The organism is Allobosea sp. NPDC055594, from assembly GCF_053618995.1.
Genome location: NZ_JBSHIO010000004.1, coordinates 318,587 through 334,099 on the forward strand (window position 1 = coordinate 318,587; position 15,513 = coordinate 334,099).

Genomic DNA, 15,513 nt, shown 5'->3' on the forward strand with positions numbered 1-15,513 from the left:
GAGCCGGACCGTCGGAGGCCACCATGCCGTCACAGGCTTTCTCGAATCCGCTGCGCCGGAAGCTGAAATCCGGCGGGCCGACGATCGGGCTCTGGGCCACGCTCGAAAGCGCGACCGTCACCGAGGTCGCCGCCGAGCTCGGCCTCGACTGGGTCTGCGTCGACATGGAGCATGGCAGCCTCGGCTATCGCGACGTGGTCGATCATCTCCGCGCCGCGAAAGGCAGCGATCTCGCCATGATCGTGCGCGTGCCAACGGCCTCGGTCGACACGATCAAGCGCGCGCTCGATCTCGGCGCCCATGGCGTCTTGCTGCCGCTGATCCGCACGGCGGATGAACTCGCCGAAGCGTTCGTCCATGCCCGCTATCCCCCCTCCGGCAAGCGCGGGCTCGGCCATGAGCGGGCGCTGCGCTGGGGCATGGCGATGGAGAGCTATGTCGCAGCGTCGAACGAGGAGACGATGGTGATCCCGGTCATCGAGACCGCAGACGCCTCCAGCAACATCGCCGATATCCTCGCAGTCCCGGGGCTGGAGGCGATCTTCTTCGGGCCTTCCGATCTGTCGCAGAGCTTCGGCCATCTCGCCGTCTGGGAAGGACCGGGCATCGCCGAGGACATCCTGCGCATGCAGCAGCTGGCGGCCGCGCGCGGCATCGCCTCCGGCGTCATCGGCACCAGCGCCGACGACATCGCCAGGCGCCGAGAACAGGGGTTCGGCATGATCGGGCTGGGTTCGGATGTCGGCTTGATGATCCGGCAATTGCGCGCCGCGATCGAGCCCTTCCGCGCCGTGCCGGGCAAGAGCGCCGGCTACTGATCCGTCGGGGATCATCCGGCGCGGCTACCCGGCGGTCAGGAAACCGTCCGGTCAAGCGCTGGCGTTCATGCGCAGGCCGGCGCCAAAACCTCCGGCCAGCCCTGCTTCAGGGGCCGGAGGTCGTCACCCCTGCCGTTGCGTTGTCCGGCTCGTCCGCGCCCGATCGGTCGAGCTCGGCCTGGATCGCGGCGAGATGGGGCTGCGCCGCGGCCGAGGCCGCCTGCTCGATGGCGCGATAATGCGCGACCAGGGACAGGCCGAGCGCGGTGAGATGGGCTCCGCCGCCGCTCTTGCCGCCGACCTGGCGCACGACGACCGGCTTGCCGAAGACCTGGTTGAGCGCCTCGACGAGATCCCAGGCGCGACGATAGGACATGCCCATTTCGCGCCCCGCGGCCGAGATCGAACCGCAAGCCGCGATGGTTTCGAGCAGTTCGATCTTACCGGGACCGATGCGGGTTTCGCGATCGAGATCGATGCGCAGGCTGAGCGAAGGCATGCCGGCAAGTCTACTCCGTCAGAAGCGGGCGCACAAAGCCGGCGACGCCGCTATTTCAGCACCAGCCTGATCTTGGCCAGCGCCGCCTGCCTGTCCTCGTGATAATCGATCAGGGTGCGGTAGCGGCCTTCGGCGTCCATCACATAAACCGAAGCGGTATGGTCCATGGTGTAGCCACCCTCGGTCGGGATCTTCTTCGCATAGGCCTTGTAGGCCTTTACCACCGACTCGACCTCCGGGGCCGTGCCGGAGAGGCCGACGATACGCGGATCGAAGGACTGCAGGTAGAGTGCGAGCTGCGCCGGCGTATCACGCTCGGGATCGACGGTGATGAAGAGCACCTGCAGCCGCTCGGCTTCGGGACCGAGCGCCTTGAGCTGCTCGGTGATGTCCAGCAGGGTCGTCGGACAGACCTCGGGGCAATGGGTGAAGCCGAAGAAGACCAGCATCGGCCGGCCACGGAACTCCGCCTCGGTGACCCTGCGTCCGGTATGATCGATCAGGCTGAACGGACCGCCGACATCGATCGGCGCCGCGGCCGTCTGAACCGTTCGCGCGGGCGCGCCCGGCCCGTCGACCTGCCACCAGCCGAGCAGGATCGCCGCGACGACGAAGACGAGCACAGCCAGCACCGTCCAGGCGGTGTAGCGTATCCAGCGGAGGAACGGCATCGGACTATCCTGAAACTGAGGCGCTCGGGCGCGCCGCCGCTTCTCGGCAAAAGCCGGGACGGAATCAAACCGGCCTAGCGTCGCACCCGGCGCAATCGCCACTCCGCGAACGGGATCGAAGCGTGCCCTTACTGGGCCGGCAATGAACCGGTGAACTGGGCGCGCTCGCCGGGATCGGCGACGAAGGGGTCGGCGAGAGCGGCGTCGGGATTGCTGATCGCGACCTTGCCGGCGACCATGGTCTGCATCCGCTCAGGCCCCATCTTCCTGAGCAGGCTGCGGAAACTCTCATGCATGCCGCCATCGCGCAGCGCGTAGCTCAGCGCCGGCGTGCCGGAGGCGACCAGCCCGGCGGTGCGTTCCTCGTCGCGGGCGCGCTTCTGGGCGACGAGATCGCGGCTGTCCTGCTCGACCTCGTAGATTGGACAGGCCGCGCCCGGCACGAAGGGGCCGGCGCCCTCGGCCGGATCGAAGACGTAACGGCGCTCGCAATAGGCAAGACGGGGCGGGCGGCGGGTCGCCTCGAAGTGATCGTAGCCTTCCTTGAGATTGCGCCAGAAGACGATGTTCGGATTGTTGCGATGCGCCGCCATGTTCTCCGGCGTCATGCGGAACGGCAGGGCCTGGACCTGGAAGCTGCGCTGGCCGCCGATAAAGGCCTCGCGGGCGAGGCCGTAGATCTCGGTGACGCCCTCGTCGGTCATCGCATAGCAGCCGGCCGAGGTGCAGGCGCCATGGACCATCAGCGCCGAGCCGGTGAAGCCCTGCGCCTGCTCCAGCGCATTCGGATAGCCGAGATTGAACGACAGATAGAACTGCGACTTCGGGTTCATCAGCTCGGCCGTGACCGTATAGAACCCTTCCGGCGCCTGCCGGTCGCCCTCGCGCTTCTTCGGGCCGAGCTGGCCCGACCAGCGGCACATCGGATAGGTCTTGAGCAGCGCATAGCGGCCCGAGCGGTCGCGCTTCCAGACCTCCAGCTCGCTCTCCTTCTTGAAGATGCGGACCAGGATCGGATCGCCGGGAGACATGCCCTTCGCCGACATCTGCGAGACCAGCGCAACCGGAAGCGGCTGCAGATGGCGATCATCGCCCTCCATCGCCACGCAGGAGGACAGAAGCACGGCTCCGGCGAGAAGCAGCGCATGGCGGCGGAGGTTGCGGGCGACGGAGCGGATGGACATTGCGGGATTGTCGGAGCGTATCGCTAACGGCTGGTGAACGGGGCGCCGGCAACCACGCAGGCTCATGCCGATCGAGATCGGACTTGACAGTTTCGTGAAGAATAGCAGGCGGCGCCATGCGTCTGCCCCCTTGAACCTGAGGTCGCTTGAGGTTGCACAAGCGCGGGGTTGAAGGGGAAACACGCCATGCTCGACCGCCGTCTCATCGTCCGGACCATCGCCCTCGGCCTTGCCGGCTCGCTGTCAGCGACAGCCTTCGCACAAGGCCCTTCCGGCCTGCTCGAAGCCGGCCCGCTGCCGGAGAAGAGCTTCGGAGCCGCCGATGCGCCGGTGACGGTGATCGAATACGCCTCGCTCACCTGCCATCACTGCATGAACTTCCACACAAAGACCTGGCCGGACTTCAAGGCGAAATATGTCGACACCGGCAAGGTCCGCTTCATCATCCGCGAATTCCCGCTCGATCCGCTCGCCATGGCCGGCTTCATGCTCGCGCGCTGTGCCGGCGAGGAGAAATGGTATGCGGTGGTCGACATGTTCTACCAGACGCAGGAAGGCTGGGCCCATTCCGACAAGCCGCTGGACGGGCTGACCCAGGCAATGCGCCAGGCCGGCATGGGCAAGGACGGCGTCGAGGCCTGCCTGAAGCGCGAGGACCTCTACCTGGGCATCCGGCAGGTTTCCGAGCGCGGCAAGAGTTCTGGCGTCGACTCGACACCGACCTTCTTCGTCAATGGCGAGAAGCATGTCGGAGCGCTGACGCTCGCGCAGTTCGACGCGATCCTGGCGCCGCTCCTGGCCAAGGCCGGGAAATAGGTCACCGCGGCGCCCCCGGCCCGATCCTTCGCGCGCCGGCCCCGGGGCCGGCGAAACGCTCGGCGAGCGGCAGGCTGGCGAGCAGTATCAGCACGACGCCGAGCGTGATCGCGATGTCAGCGCCGTTGAAGGTCGGCCAATGCCAGCCGCCCCAATGCAGGTCGATGAAATCGGTGACCGCACCCTGGCGCCAGCGATCGATCGCATTGCCGAAGGCGCCACCGGCGATCAGGGCAAGACCGATGCGCTCGAGACGATGCCGCGACAGCGCCGCCCAGATGATGAGGCCGAGGCCGACCAGGAACTTGAACAGCCCCAGCGCTTCGGGCCAGCGCTCCAGCGTGCCGCGGAACATGCCGAAGCTGATACCGGTGTTGAAGCCGAGTCGGAGATTCAGGAAGGGCGCGAGCTCGATCACCCGGGGAGGGTCCAGGACGACGGCCAGCATCAGCCATTTGCTGGCCTGATCGAGGCCGGCGGCAAACGCGCTCACGGCGAGGACGCCGGCGACGTTCCTGGCGATCGTCATGCCGGGAGCTGCTTGACGACGCCGAGCCAGCGCCGGACGCGGGCGCGGTAGGCGAGATAGGGCTGGCCGAGCGAGGCGGCGAGAACGCGCTCCTCGATCGCAACCTGCAGGCGGATCGCGGCCAGAAGCGCGAAGGTCAGGCCGGCCTGGATCAGGCTCGGCAGGACGATGAACAGGCCGATGAAGAGGACTGCTTGGCCGACGAACACCGGATTGCGCGAAATCGCGAAGGGACCGCTGTCGACGATCGCGCCCTGCTCGCCCTCGGCGGCGCCGATGCGCCAGGAGGTGCCCATATAGCGCTGCGACAAAAGCGCGACGCAGGCGCCGAGGACGACGAGGAGATGGCCGAACACATCGTACCAGGGGCCGTCGAGCGCGGCATGCAGCGGGTCATCCGCGACCGGATTGCCGAAGGCGGCGAGCAGCAGCGGCCAGATCACCGCCCCGGCGAAGGCGAGCTTGAACAGAAGCGCCGGCAGGGCCTGCTTCTCGCCGCCCTTGCCGAACAGCCAGACCGGGCGGCCGGCTTCCTTCGCCAGGATCGCGCTCATGGCGAGAAAGCTGATCACATAGACCACGACCATCAGATAGCTGGCGATCTCCATGCCGCTCATCGCAGCCCCCTCAGCTCGTCTTGCCGGCGTCGAAGCGCAGCAGCCGCAGCGCATTCGCGGTGACCAGCACGGTCGCGCCGGTATCGGCCATGATCGCGACCCAGAGCCCGGTGTAACCGAGCACGCTTGTCACCAGGAAGACCGCCTTCAGCCCGAGTGCGAGCGCGATGTTGACGCGGATGTTCGCCATGGTGGCGCGCGCCAGCCGGATCATCGCCGCGATGTCGCGGACGCGGCTCTTCAACACGGCGCCGTCGGCCGTCTCGAGCGCGACATCGGTGCCCGAGCCCATGGCGACGCCGATCCCGGCCGCGGCCAGCGCCGGCGCATCGTTGATGCCGTCGCCGACCATCATCACCGGCGCCTGCGCCGAGAGCTCGCGGATCGCCGCGACCTTGTCGTCCGGCATCAGCTCGGCCTTGTGGTCCATGCCGAGCGAGCCGGCGATCGCCGCACCGGTGCGGGCATTGTCTCCGGTCAGCATCACCGAGCGCACGCCGAGCGCCCTGAGCTCGGCGACCGCGGCTGCAGCGTCGGCGCGCGGCTCGTCGCGCAGCGCGATCAGCCCGGCGAGCACGCCGTCGGCGATGACGGCGGCAACCGTCTTGCCGTCGGTTTCCAGCCGCTCGACCGCTGCCTTGGCCGTGGCGTCGAAGGCGGCGCGGCTCATGGCATGGCGCGGCGCACCGACGAAGATCGCGACGCCGTCGAGCTTGCCGGTGACACCCTGGCCAGCGATGGCCGCAGCTTCCGAAGCCGGGCGCACCGGGATGCTGTCCGTCTCGGCCCGGGCGAGAATCGCCTCGGCCAGCGGATGGCTCGAGCCGGTCTCGACCGCAGCCGCGAGTTCCACGACCTCGCGCTCGCTCCGGCCCAGCGCCACCACTTCGGTGACGCGCGGGGTGCCCTCGGTCAGCGTCCCCGTCTTGTCGAAGGCGACGGTGCCGATCCGCGCCGCCGTCTCGATGACGACGCCGCCCTTCAGCAGCAGGCCCTGCCGGGCGCCGGCCGAGAGCGAAGCGGCGATCGCGGCGGGAACCGAGATCACCAGCGCGCAAGGGCAGCCGATCAGCAGCAGCGCCAGCGCACGGTAGATCCAGACCGCCCATTCGCCGCCGAAGAACAGCGGTGGCACCAGCGCGACGGCGATGGCGAGCGCCACGATCGCCGGCATGTAGAAGCGCGAGAAGCGATCGATGAAGCGCTCGGTCGGGGCACGGGCCTCCTGCGCCTCCTCGACCAGGCGGATGATGCGGGCGATGGTGTTGTCCTGCGCCGCCCTGGTGACGCGGGCGCGCAAGGCCGCCTCGCGGTTGACCGAGCCGGCGAAGACGGGATCGCCGACGCCCTTGGTCTTCGGCACCGATTCGCCGGTCACCGGGCTCTCGTCGATGCCGGAGATACCGGAGACGATCTCGCCATCGGCCGGGACCCGGTCGCCCGGGCGGATCAGCACGATCTGGCCGATCGCCAGCGCGGCGGCGTCGAACTGCCGCGTCGCACCGTCCTCCTCGACCAGCGCGGTCTTGGGCACGAGGTCGCCGAGCGCCCGGATCGAGGCGCGCGCCCGGTCGGCGGCGACGCCCTCCAGCACCTCGCCGACCGCGAACAGGAAGACGACGAGCGCCGCCTCCTCGGCCGCGCCGATGACCAGCGCGCCGGCGGCGGCGATGGTCATCAGCATCTCGATGGTGAAGGGCACGCCGGCCGCAGCAGCAGCGAAGGCGCGCCGCGCCACCGGCACGACGCCGATCAGACAGGCGGCGACGAAGAGCCAATAGGAACCAGCGGGCCAGGCGAGGCTCGCCAGCCAGGCGCCGGCGAGCAGCGCGCCGGTGAGCAGCACCAGCCGGCCCTTCCCGGTCTGGTACCAGCTCATGCCGTCCGGCGTCGCCTCATGGACATGGCCAGGCAGGCCGTGCCCGGCATCGGCCTTCTTGCCCGTGCCGCCATGCGAATGTGCGTGGCCGTGGTCCTCATGGGAATGATCGGCACCCGGCGCATGCCGATGGCCGATCTTCGGGTCGGCTGCTGCCGGCCCGTGATCATGGCCGCAGCCGCAGGAATCGGCCGCCTTCGGCGCAGCCGCGGGCTTGGCCGGCGCCAGGGCATAGCCGAGGCCGGCGACGCGGCGCTCGACCTCCGCCGCCGTCGTTCCCCCTGCGGCGAGCGAGATGGACAACGTCTCCGACATCACCGAGAGGCGGACATCGCTGACACCAGGCAGGCGCTCGACGGCACTGCGGATCTTGGCGGCGCAGCTCGCGCAATCCATGCCCGTGACCTGCCAGGACAGCGGGTTTGCGGGGCCGGAATCAGATTCGCGCATGTTTGTCTCCGCTTGACGGCGTCCAGAGACACCCTAGATACAAGCTGAAGCGACTAGAGGTTCAAGAGGAAAATCGATGTCCGACCGGAAGAATCTGGAACGCGTCGTTCCGATCGGCGTGCTGGCGGAGCAGACCGGCGTCAAGGTCGAGACCATCCGCTATTACGAGCAGGTCGAATTGCTGCCGCCGCCGGAGCGGACCGAAGGCAACCAGCGCCGCTATGGCAGGCGCCATGTCGAGCGGCTCGCCTTCATCAAGCATGCGCGCGATCTCGGCTTCTCGGTCGACAGCATCCGCACCCTGCTGAAGCTCTCGGACAATCCCGACCTGCCTTGCGACCAGGCGCATGCGATCTCGGTCGCCCATCTCGACGAGGTCCGCCACAAGATCGCGCGGCTGCGTTCGCTCGAGAAGGAACTGGAACGGATCGCCGCGACCTGTTCCGGTGGGGTCAGCGCCTGCGATTGCGCGATCATCGAGGCGCTCGCCGACCACTCGCAATGCGCTCATCACCAGGGCGGTGTCGCCGAAGCCTGGCGCTAGACCCGGCCGGTTCCGGCCGGAATGGCCGAGAACGCCGCGAGATCTAGAATTCTGCTCGACTCCCAGCCCCGAACCGGCAACCATAGGTTGCCGGCGACGGTAAAATGGCCCGCCGGCACTGGGGGGCGGCAATGGAAGCGCGGTCTTGTGGCCGTGTCGTTGCGTGAGCGGCGTGGCCGAAGCGAGCCTGCCGGTCGAGATCGCCTTCCTCGCGAGCCATGGCGTTCCTCCCGCTGAGCTGCGACAGGCCGCGGTCGCTGCCGCTCGTCTGGGCGTGTCGCCGGCAAAACAGGTCATCGCTTCCGGCCTCGTCGGCGAAGAGGCGTTCTACCGGAACCTCGCCACGGAGTTCGACCTGCGCTTCTCGGCCAAGGTTCCGCCGCTCCTGCCGGGGGGCGACCTCGCGGCGATCATGCGCGAGGGCGTGGCACGGATCGCGAACGAGCCCGGCAGCCCCACCCGCTTCGCCTGCGCACCGCCGGCCGGCGCACCGTTGCGGCGCTTCATGGCAGGCAAGCCGCAGCGCCGCGACGACCTCGTGATCGTGACGCCCTCGGCACTGGCTGCGGGCTTGCGCGCGAGCAACGCCCACATGCTCGCCCGCCGGGCCGCCGGCCTCGACGAGCCCGGCCTTGCCCGCTTCAGCGCCCGCACCGGCAGCAGCATCTCGCAGAAGGGGCTCGCGCTTCTGATGGTCGGCCTGCTCGCCGCGCTGACGACGCTCGCGCCGGTCGGCACGCTGATCGGTGTGGCGCTGGCCCTGGGGCCGGTCTTCTTCGGCGCGGTCGTGCTGCGCCTCGCGAGCCTGATGGAGAAACCTCCGGCCAACCTCTGGCGCGAGCAGCGCTGGCGCGTCGATGACAGTCGCCTGCCGGTCTATACCGTCGCCGTGCCGCTCCTCGGCGAAGAGAAGGTCCTGAACCAGCTCATCGGCGCCCTCTCGGCGCTCGACTACCCGCCCGCCAAGCTCGACATCCGCATCCTCGTCGAGGAAACCGACCTGGGCATGCAGCGTTTGCTGGCAGCGCGGCGGCTGCCGCCTTTCATGCAGGTCGTGATCGTGCCGCGCGGCATGCCGCGGACCAAGCCGCGCGCGCTCAACGTCGCGCTGGCGGAAGCCCAGGGCGAGCTGTTCACGATCTTCGACGCCGAGGACGTGCCCGACCCGCAGCAACTGCGCCTCGCCGCCGCGCGCTTCCTGCGCGACGACGCGGATCTGGTCTGCCTGCAGGCGCGACTCGTGATCGACAACACCGGGGATGGCTGGCTCGCCGGCTTCTTCGCACTGGAATATGCCGGGCTCTTCGACGTCTTCAATCCGGGCCTGCTGCGCTGCGGCCTGCCGATCATGCTCGGCGGGACCTCGAACCATTTCCGCACGGAGGCGCTGCGCGAGGTCGGCGGCTGGGACGCCTGGAACGTCACCGAAGATGCCGACATCGGCTTTCGCCTGGTGCGGAACGGCGGCCGCATCGCCGACCTGCCCTCGGCGACCTTGGAGGAAGCGCCACGCTTTCTGAACGCCTGGATGAAGCAGCGCACGCGATGGCTGAAGGGCTATCTGCAGACGCTGATCAGCCATTTGCTGGCGCCGCATCGGCTGCTGCGCGAAGCCGGGCCGGTCGCGACGCTGACCTTTCTGGTGCTGGCGTTCGGCACGCTACTCGGCACGCTCGGCTACCCGTTCTTCGCGCTCGGTTTCATCTTCGCGATTCTGAACGGCTCGCTGCTGAACCCGGACAGCGCTCTCGAACTGCTGTTCTCGGCCTCCGCGCTGACGCTGACCGGTGCCGGAGTCTGCGTCGTTTTCCTGGTGCCGGCGCTCGGTGCCTGGCGACGCGGCGCCATCGACCTCCTGCGCTGGCTACCGGGCCTGCCGCTCTATTACATGCTGGTCTCGCTGGCCGCCTGGCTCGCGCTCATCGAGTACAGCAACCGCCCCTTCGCCTGGAACAAGACGGAGCATGGCCTCGCCCGCTCCTCGCGCTACCGCAAGCCGCCAGCCTAGATCAGAATCGGCAGCGCACCGCGAGAGCCGGCATCAGAGATGCCGCAGCCATTCCTGTGCCGCTTCCGCCGGCGGGCGCTCGATGTTGAAGGCGCCGACGAAGCCGCCATTCTTGTCCATCAGATAGACCAGCGCGGTGTGGTCCATGGTGTAGTCGCCATCCTTGAGCGGCACCTTCTTGGAATAGCCGCGATAGGCCTTGATGGCGGCGTCGATCGCGGCGCGGTCGCCGGTGAGACCGATGATGCGCGGGTCGAAGGAGTCGAGATAGCTCTTCAGCGTCTCGACCGTGTCACGCTCGGGATCGACGCTGATGAACAGCGCCCGCAGCTTCTCGCCCTTCGTCCCGGCGGCGCGCAGCACCTCCGAGATCTCGAACAGCTTGGTCGGGCAGATATCGGGGCAATGGGTGAAGCCGAAGAAGACCAGGAAGGGCGCGCCGCGCAGATCCTTGTCGGTCAGGGTCTTGCCCTCGGTCGTGGTCAGCGCGAAGGGCCCGCCGACGCTCGATGCCAGGCTTTGCCCGGCCTGGCGTCCACCCGGGGCGAAGGTGATGAAGGCGGCTGCCGCAAGCGCGGCGGCGCCGAGCAGGAACACGACGAGAGGCAGGATCAGGCGGCGGTTCAAGGCAAATCCCTCGGTCGACCGGCGAGGCCGGTCAGAAGCAGGCAAGGATGGCGGCGATCAGCCCGTCGGTGAACAGGCGATCGCCCTCGCGCCACCAGAGCAGGAGCCCGGCGAGCAGCAGCAGGCCGACGCCACCGGCCAACAGCCAGAGGATAACCTTCGAGGCGGGCGCCTCGTCATGGATCTCGGTCTGTGGCGACATCTCCATGGCTCGCAATCTAGCGTCTCGCAGCCTCAGCCGGAAGCGGCCATCGCGCCGCAGTGCCCGCCGCTCAGATTCCGCGGATCAGCCCGCCATCGATGCGGATCTTGGCACCGGTGACATAGGAGGCGCGCTCGCTGGCGAGAAAGGCGACGACGTCGGCGAATTCCTGCGGCAGCCCATAGCGTCCGGCCGGGATCGAGGCCATCGAGGCCTTGGCGATGGCATCGCGCGTCGCCCCGGCCCGCGCCGCCGCGGCATCGTCGAGCTGGTCGATGCGCTCGGTATGGATGCGGCCGGGCAGCACGACATTCACGGTCACGCCCTGCCCGGCGACTTCGGTCGACAGGGTCTTCGACCAGCCGACGACGGCAGCCCTGATGCCATTGGAGAGCGCGAGGCGCGGGATCGGCTGCTCGACCCCGGAGGAGACGATGGTGACGATGCGGCCCCAGCGACGCTCGATCATGCCCGGCAGCAGGCGTTGGGCGAGGTGGAAGAGATTGGCGGCCATGGCCTCGAAATGCAGCAGCCAGTCGGCGCGCCTGGCGTCGCGCGCCTCGCCGGGCGGCGGGCCACCGGAATTGCCGATCAGGATATCGACGCCGCCCTCGGCGATAAGCTGCTCCGCCAGTGCCTCGACCGAAGCGAGATCGGCGAGATCGAGCCTGGCGGCGACGACCCGTCCGCGCCTCTCGGCCGGCAATTCGGCGACCCAGCCGGTGATCGCGTCGAGATTGCGGGCCGCCGCGACGACGCTCGCCCCCTCGGCCGCCAGCGTCGCCGCGATCGTGGCACCGAGCCCGCGGCTGGCACCAAGGACGAGCGCGCGTTTTCCCTTGAGTCCAAGATCCATGGTTCGGTCTCCATCAAGCAGGCGCATCCGGCGCGAGCAGGCAAGATAGGTGGTGAACGCGCCAGGCGCACGCATGAGCACGCATGCCCGCCGCGAAACCTACGCACATCTCAAACACACAGAGATCCATCGTAGAGCTCCGACCGGAACGCTCCACTGGCTCCGCGACCTCGCCTCAGGCGGAGAAGCGCAGATCGACCGTCGAGAGCTCGCCGATCGCCTGCTGGTCGAGGGTGACGCCGAGCCCGGCGCCGGCCGGCAAAGCGGATGACCCGCCATCGACCGGCGGCAGGCCGGGCTCTGCCAGCGACCAGAACAGCGGCGTCTCGTCGAGCTGCATTTCCAGCATGCTGAAGCCCGGCAGGGCGGCGCAGAGCTGGAGGCTTGCCGCGTGGCAGATCGGCCCGGTCGGATTGTGCGGGGAGACGGCGATGCCGCGTTCGGCGAGCCGTTCGGCCGTGCGCAGCATCTCGTCGACGCCACCGACATATTTCATATCCGGCATCATCACGTCATAGGCGTCGGCATAGGCGAGGAAGGCCGGGGCGCCGGTGAACTCCTCGAGCCCGGCGAGCAGCGTGCCGCGGGCATTGAGGGTCTTGCGCATCGCCGCGAGGGCCGGAATCTGCCGGGGTTCCTCGACCACCGGGCATTCGAGCCAGTAGAGCCCGAAGGGGCGGATGGCCTCGACGAGCCGCGCCGACATAGCCTCGCCGAAGCGCCAATGGCAATCGACCATCAGACGCCGGTCCGGGCCGAGCGCCTCCCTGACGGCGGCAATCCGGGCGATGCCCGCATCCAGTGCCTTCCGACCTTCGGCATCGTCACGCAAAGCGGGGCCGACCTCGTCGAAGGGCGCGATCTTCACCGCCTGAAAGCCGCGGGCGATGGCATGCGCGGCGCTCGCCCCGAAGCCGGCAGGCGAGCGGTCGCGGGTGCGGCGGTTGATGTTGGCATAGAGCGGGATGCGAGCCGCCGCATCGCCGCCGAGCCGGCTTGCGAGGCCGACACCTTCGGCCCGCGCGGCGGCATCGCAGCGCGCGACGTCGAGCGCGGTGCGCAGGGCCGCGACAGGGAGCGGCGGCGGCGTATCGAGGCCGGGCAGCGGCTCGCCGGCGAGCCAGCGCGGCAGGTTTTCGACGGCGGCGTCGAGCAGCGCCCGCTCGCGTCCGGCAAGGCTCGCCTCGCCGACGCCCTCCGCTCCGGAGGCGCAGCGGATCTCCAGGAAGGACCAGAGCGTCTTGTCGGTGATCCGGGCGATGCTGAGCCGCACCTGACTGATCGGATCGTCGAAAACTCGCATCACGCCAGGCTTTCTCCGCGCTGCGCCATCAGGTCCATCAGGTCCTGCCGCGTCTTGGTGACATGGGCCGCGGTCATGATCCCGCAGGCTTCGGCATCGCCGTCGCACAGGGCCCGCAGAATGTGGTCGTGGTCGCTGGCGACGCCGCCGAGCCGCTCCGGGCGATAGCCGAGCCGCGACCAGAGCGCGGCCAGCAGCAGCCAATGGCGATCGAGCACCGCCAGGCCCTCGCCATTGCCCGCCGCCTCGTAGATGCGGCGATGAAAACGCTGGTTGATGACGACGCCCTGCGCATAGTCGCCGCGCTCCACGGCGGCGAGGCGTTCCGCCTCCAGCGCCGTGACCTCGGCGAGCCGGTCCCGGGTCATCGCCGGAGCCGCCTGGCGCGCGAGCGCGACCTCGACCGCGATGCGCACGGTGAAGAGATGCTCGACATGGCGCCGGTCGACCGTGACGACGCGCGCGCCCTTGTTCGTCTCGGAGACGACGAGGCCCTCGCCGGCCAGGCTGCGCAGCGCCTCGCGCACCGGCATATGGCTCGCCCCGTAGCGGCTGGCGAGCTCGTCGATCCGCAGGCGGGCACCAAAGGCGAGGCCGCCGGCGACGATGTCGTCCCGGATCCAGTCCTTGACCGAGTCGGCGCGGCTTTGGGCGGTCTGCATTGATTTGATCAAAAGAGTGAGTTACGCATCCTGTCAACCCAATGTGAAGCACAGCTTTTGATCATCTTTGGAGACGCGCGATGAGAATGATCGGCATCGGGATGGCGTTCGGGCTGGTTGCCGCCCTCGGCTGCGCCGCCATGGCAGGCTCCGCCTCGGCCCAGCAATGGCCGGAACGCCAGGTGACGATCATCGTGCCGAGCGCGCCCGGTGACGGCTCGGACATCGCCGCCCGCCTGATCGCCGAAAAACTGCGCAACGCACTCGGCCAGCCCTTCGTGGTCGAGAACCGGCTCGGCGCCGGCGGCGTCGTCGGCTCGGCTGCTGCGGCCCGCGCGGCTGCCGACGGCTACACCTTCATCATGGGCAATGCCGGCTCGCACGGCATCAACGCCGCGACCTATGCCAACATCCCCTATGACGTGATGCGCGACTTCACGCCGGTCTCGCTGGTCTACAAGGCGCCGAACATCTTCATCGCCAGCACCAAGCTGCCGGTGAAGTCGATGGCCGAGCTGATCAGCTATGCGAAGGCCAATCCGGGCAAGCTCAGCTACGCTTCGGGCGGCAGCGGCTCCTCCGCCCATATGAACTCGGAATATCTCAAGGTCCTGACCGGGATCGAGGCGACGCATGTGCCCTATCGCGGCGCCGGCCCGGCGCTGAACGACATCGTCTCCGGCCAGGTCGAGTTCATGGCGGTGAATCTGCCGCCGGCGATCGGCCTCGTCACCAGCGGCCAGGTCACGCCGCTGGCCGTTACCACGGCCAAGCGCGCGCCGGCCTTGCCGAACGTGCCGACCGTCGCCGAGTCGGGCTTTGCCGGCTATGAGACTGTCGCCTGGTTCGGCCTGCTCGGCCCGCAGGGCGTGCCTCCGGCGATCGTCGAGCGCCTGCATGCCGAGATCGTCAAGGCCTGCGCCGACACGCAGATCCAGGAAAAGCTCGCCGTGCTCGGCGGCGAGACGGTCTGCAACTCGCCGGCAGAGTTCAAGGCCTTCCTGGCCGCCGACATCGCGCGCTGGAAGGACGTGGCCGGCAAGGCCGGCGTGACCCTGCAAGCGCAATAGGGCGGGCTGATTTGCCAGCCAGAGCCTTTCCGCGTTGCCTCGAAGCGCGGAAAGGCCGCCATCATCCGTGCTGTCGCATGAGCTTGACGCGAGCCGGCACCGCTCCTGGCTCGACACTGCGCTTGAGGGCGGAACAGGCCGCAGGTCCGACCGCGCCGCCGCGCTGTTCCGGGGATCGCCGGACCGCCCCCGGCGACATCCAGAGCGCCACGGCGGTCCGCGCCCGCCATGACGAGGCTCGGGATAGATCGGTCTGAGAAAGGGAAGATGGAGCGGGCGATCGGGATCGAACCGACGACATTCAGCTTGGGAAGCTGACGTTCTACCACTGAACTACGCCCGCGCGCCCGTCGATATAGCCGGGCCTATGTGCCGGCCGCAAGCGGGCAGGCACAACATTCTCGACATTTGCGAGAGGCAGGCGCGCCGGACGATCCGACACGCCTGCATGACGGGCTTACCAGCAGCCGTAATAGCCGCAGCCGTAATAGCCGTAATGGCGGCGCGACGAGGCGGCGATGACCGCGCCGCCGACGGCGCCGGCGACGACGCCGGCCGCGACCGCGTTGCTGGCCTGGGCGTTGGAGCGGCGGAAGCTCTGGAAGACGTCGCTGCGGCAGCGCTCGAAAGCGCGCGTGCCGGGACGATGGCCGGCATCGAGGCAGACGGTGTCGGCCTCGGCCGCCGATTGCTCGACAGTCTGGCAACCGGCGAGCCCGGCCGCGAGAACGCCGGCGATGATGAGCGCGCGCATGAGAAAATCCTTCCTCTGTAAATA

General features: G+C 68.8%; 17 protein-coding genes and 1 tRNA gene. 5 read left to right on the top strand and 13 right to left on the bottom strand.

Going from position 1 to position 15,513, the window contains the following annotated elements; translation table 11 throughout:
- The first annotated feature begins 23 nt into the window (after positions 1-23).
- Entirely contained in the window at positions 24-818 is a 795-nt protein-coding gene (locus tag ACWGRX_RS11020; RefSeq protein ID WP_452117572.1) for an HpcH/HpaI aldolase family protein, read from the top strand.
- 106 nt (positions 819-924) lie between these two features.
- Here ACWGRX_RS11020 and ACWGRX_RS11025 read toward each other — a convergent pair whose 3' ends face one another.
- The 3 genes from ACWGRX_RS11025 to ACWGRX_RS11035 all read right to left on the bottom strand — a co-directional run bounded on the left by ACWGRX_RS11025 (position 925) and on the right by ACWGRX_RS11035 (position 3,172).
- A complete protein-coding gene (locus ACWGRX_RS11025; protein ID WP_452117573.1) occupies positions 925-1,317 on the bottom strand; it encodes a winged helix-turn-helix domain-containing protein in 393 nt (130 codons plus the stop codon).
- 50 nt (positions 1,318-1,367) lie between these two features.
- Entirely contained in the window at positions 1,368-1,988 is a 621-nt protein-coding gene (locus ACWGRX_RS11030) for an SCO family protein (protein WP_452117574.1), read from the bottom strand.
- A 128-nt stretch (positions 1,989-2,116) separates the two neighbouring features.
- The gene (locus ACWGRX_RS11035) at positions 2,117-3,172 is read right to left on the bottom strand and encodes a L,D-transpeptidase family protein (RefSeq protein ID WP_452117575.1); all 1,056 of its coding nucleotides are present in this window, start codon (positions 3,170-3,172) and stop codon (positions 2,117-2,119) included.
- A 186-nt stretch (positions 3,173-3,358) separates the two neighbouring features.
- Here ACWGRX_RS11035 and ACWGRX_RS11040 point away from each other — a divergent pair, with 186 nt between their 5' ends.
- On the top strand, positions 3,359-3,988 hold the full coding sequence (locus ACWGRX_RS11040) for a DsbA family protein (RefSeq protein ID WP_452117576.1): 630 nt from the start codon (positions 3,359-3,361) through the stop codon (positions 3,986-3,988).
- A gap of 1 nt (position 3,989) precedes the next feature.
- Here ACWGRX_RS11040 and lspA read toward each other — a convergent pair whose 3' ends face one another.
- The 3 genes from lspA to ACWGRX_RS11055 are packed head-to-tail and all read right to left on the bottom strand — an operon-like array spanning position 3,990 to position 7,463.
- Positions 3,990-4,517: a signal peptidase II gene (lspA, locus tag ACWGRX_RS11045; RefSeq protein WP_452117577.1), complete on the bottom strand. Its 528-nt coding sequence runs from the start codon at positions 4,515-4,517 to the stop codon at positions 3,990-3,992.
- Positions 4,514-5,134: a methyltransferase family protein gene (locus tag ACWGRX_RS11050; protein WP_452117578.1), complete on the bottom strand. Its 621-nt coding sequence runs from the start codon at positions 5,132-5,134 to the stop codon at positions 4,514-4,516. The genes lspA and ACWGRX_RS11050 overlap by 4 nt, the downstream gene beginning before the upstream one ends.
- Before the next feature lie 10 nt (positions 5,135-5,144).
- Positions 5,145-7,463 carry a heavy metal translocating P-type ATPase gene (locus ACWGRX_RS11055; protein WP_452117579.1) on the bottom strand — a complete coding sequence of 773 codons (2,319 nt, stop codon included), beginning with the start codon at positions 7,461-7,463 and terminating at the stop codon, positions 5,145-5,147.
- Positions 7,464-7,539: 76 nt separating this feature from the next.
- Between ACWGRX_RS11055 and ACWGRX_RS11060 the strand changes: the two genes are divergently transcribed.
- Together ACWGRX_RS11060 and ACWGRX_RS11065 are read left to right on the top strand one after the other, a co-directional pair.
- Entirely contained in the window at positions 7,540-8,007 is a 468-nt protein-coding gene (locus ACWGRX_RS11060; RefSeq protein ID WP_291638650.1) for a MerR family transcriptional regulator, read from the top strand.
- Between the two features lie 172 nt (positions 8,008-8,179).
- On the top strand, positions 8,180-10,015 hold the full coding sequence (locus tag ACWGRX_RS11065; RefSeq protein WP_452117580.1) for a glycosyltransferase family 2 protein: 1,836 nt from the start codon (positions 8,180-8,182) through the stop codon (positions 10,013-10,015).
- A gap of 33 nt (positions 10,016-10,048) precedes the next feature.
- On the opposite strand, the gene ACWGRX_RS11070 is transcribed toward ACWGRX_RS11065, so the two are convergent.
- From ACWGRX_RS11070 to ACWGRX_RS11090, 5 genes are all read right to left on the bottom strand, one after another.
- On the bottom strand, positions 10,049-10,642 hold the full coding sequence (locus ACWGRX_RS11070) for an SCO family protein (RefSeq protein WP_452117581.1): 594 nt from the start codon (positions 10,640-10,642) through the stop codon (positions 10,049-10,051).
- A 31-nt stretch (positions 10,643-10,673) separates the two neighbouring features.
- Entirely contained in the window at positions 10,674-10,844 is a 171-nt protein-coding gene (locus ACWGRX_RS11075; protein WP_291638648.1) for a hypothetical protein, read from the bottom strand.
- Positions 10,845-10,914: 70 nt separating this feature from the next.
- Positions 10,915-11,700: an SDR family oxidoreductase gene (locus tag ACWGRX_RS11080; RefSeq protein ID WP_291638647.1), complete on the bottom strand. Its 786-nt coding sequence runs from the start codon at positions 11,698-11,700 to the stop codon at positions 10,915-10,917.
- Positions 11,701-11,875: 175 nt separating this feature from the next.
- Positions 11,876-13,003: an enolase C-terminal domain-like protein gene (locus tag ACWGRX_RS11085; RefSeq protein WP_452117661.1), complete on the bottom strand. Its 1,128-nt coding sequence runs from the start codon at positions 13,001-13,003 to the stop codon at positions 11,876-11,878.
- Complete coding sequence (locus ACWGRX_RS11090) at positions 13,003-13,665, bottom strand: GntR family transcriptional regulator (RefSeq protein WP_452117582.1); 663 nt, start codon at positions 13,663-13,665, stop codon at positions 13,003-13,005. The genes ACWGRX_RS11085 and ACWGRX_RS11090 overlap by 1 nt, the downstream gene beginning before the upstream one ends.
- An 80-nt stretch (positions 13,666-13,745) precedes the next feature.
- Here ACWGRX_RS11090 and ACWGRX_RS11095 point away from each other — a divergent pair, with 80 nt between their 5' ends.
- Positions 13,746-14,735, top strand: a complete 990-nt coding sequence (locus tag ACWGRX_RS11095) for a Bug family tripartite tricarboxylate transporter substrate binding protein (RefSeq protein ID WP_452117583.1) — start codon at positions 13,746-13,748, stop codon at positions 14,733-14,735.
- A 268-nt stretch (positions 14,736-15,003) separates the two neighbouring features.
- Here ACWGRX_RS11095 and ACWGRX_RS11100 read toward each other — a convergent pair.
- Both ACWGRX_RS11100 and ACWGRX_RS11105 read right to left on the bottom strand, forming a co-directional pair.
- Positions 15,004-15,078, bottom strand: a tRNA-Gly gene (locus tag ACWGRX_RS11100).
- A 114-nt stretch (positions 15,079-15,192) separates the two neighbouring features.
- Complete coding sequence (locus ACWGRX_RS11105; RefSeq protein WP_291639466.1) at positions 15,193-15,489, bottom strand: hypothetical protein; 297 nt, start codon at positions 15,487-15,489, stop codon at positions 15,193-15,195.
- Positions 15,490-15,513 lie beyond the last annotated feature (24 nt).

Bases quoted from the DNA above. Each gene is read 5' to 3' on its own strand.
- ACWGRX_RS11060 (WP_291638650.1), top strand. From the start codon at position 7,540: ATGTCCGACCGGAAGAATCTGGAACGCGTCGTTCCGATCGGCGTGCTG.
- ACWGRX_RS11035 (WP_452117575.1), bottom strand. From the start codon at position 3,172: ATGTCCATCCGCTCCGTCGCCCGCAACCTCCGCCGCCATGCGCTGCTT.
- ACWGRX_RS11030 (WP_452117574.1), bottom strand. From the start codon at position 1,988: ATGCCGTTCCTCCGCTGGATACGCTACACCGCCTGGACGGTGCTGGCT.
- ACWGRX_RS11105 (WP_291639466.1), bottom strand. From the start codon at position 15,489: ATGCGCGCGCTCATCATCGCCGGCGTTCTCGCGGCCGGGCTCGCCGGT.
- ACWGRX_RS11050 (WP_452117578.1), bottom strand. From the start codon at position 5,134: ATGAGCGGCATGGAGATCGCCAGCTATCTGATGGTCGTGGTCTATGTG.
- ACWGRX_RS11095 (WP_452117583.1), top strand. From the start codon at position 13,746: ATGAGAATGATCGGCATCGGGATGGCGTTCGGGCTGGTTGCCGCCCTC.
- ACWGRX_RS11090 (WP_452117582.1), bottom strand. From the start codon at position 13,665: ATGCAGACCGCCCAAAGCCGCGCCGACTCGGTCAAGGACTGGATCCGG.
- ACWGRX_RS11055 (WP_452117579.1), bottom strand. From the start codon at position 7,463: ATGCGCGAATCTGATTCCGGCCCCGCAAACCCGCTGTCCTGGCAGGTC.
- ACWGRX_RS11020 (WP_452117572.1), top strand. From the start codon at position 24: ATGCCGTCACAGGCTTTCTCGAATCCGCTGCGCCGGAAGCTGAAATCC.
- ACWGRX_RS11085 (WP_452117661.1), bottom strand. From the start codon at position 13,003: ATGCGAGTTTTCGACGATCCGATCAGTCAGGTGCGGCTCAGCATCGCC.
- ACWGRX_RS11080 (WP_291638647.1), bottom strand. From the start codon at position 11,700: ATGGATCTTGGACTCAAGGGAAAACGCGCGCTCGTCCTTGGTGCCAGC.
- ACWGRX_RS11075 (WP_291638648.1), bottom strand. From the start codon at position 10,844: ATGTCGCCACAGACCGAGATCCATGACGAGGCGCCCGCCTCGAAGGTT.
- lspA (WP_452117577.1), bottom strand. From the start codon at position 4,517: ATGACGATCGCCAGGAACGTCGCCGGCGTCCTCGCCGTGAGCGCGTTT.
- ACWGRX_RS11040 (WP_452117576.1), top strand. From the start codon at position 3,359: ATGCTCGACCGCCGTCTCATCGTCCGGACCATCGCCCTCGGCCTTGCC.
- ACWGRX_RS11025 (WP_452117573.1), bottom strand. From the start codon at position 1,317: ATGCCTTCGCTCAGCCTGCGCATCGATCTCGATCGCGAAACCCGCATC.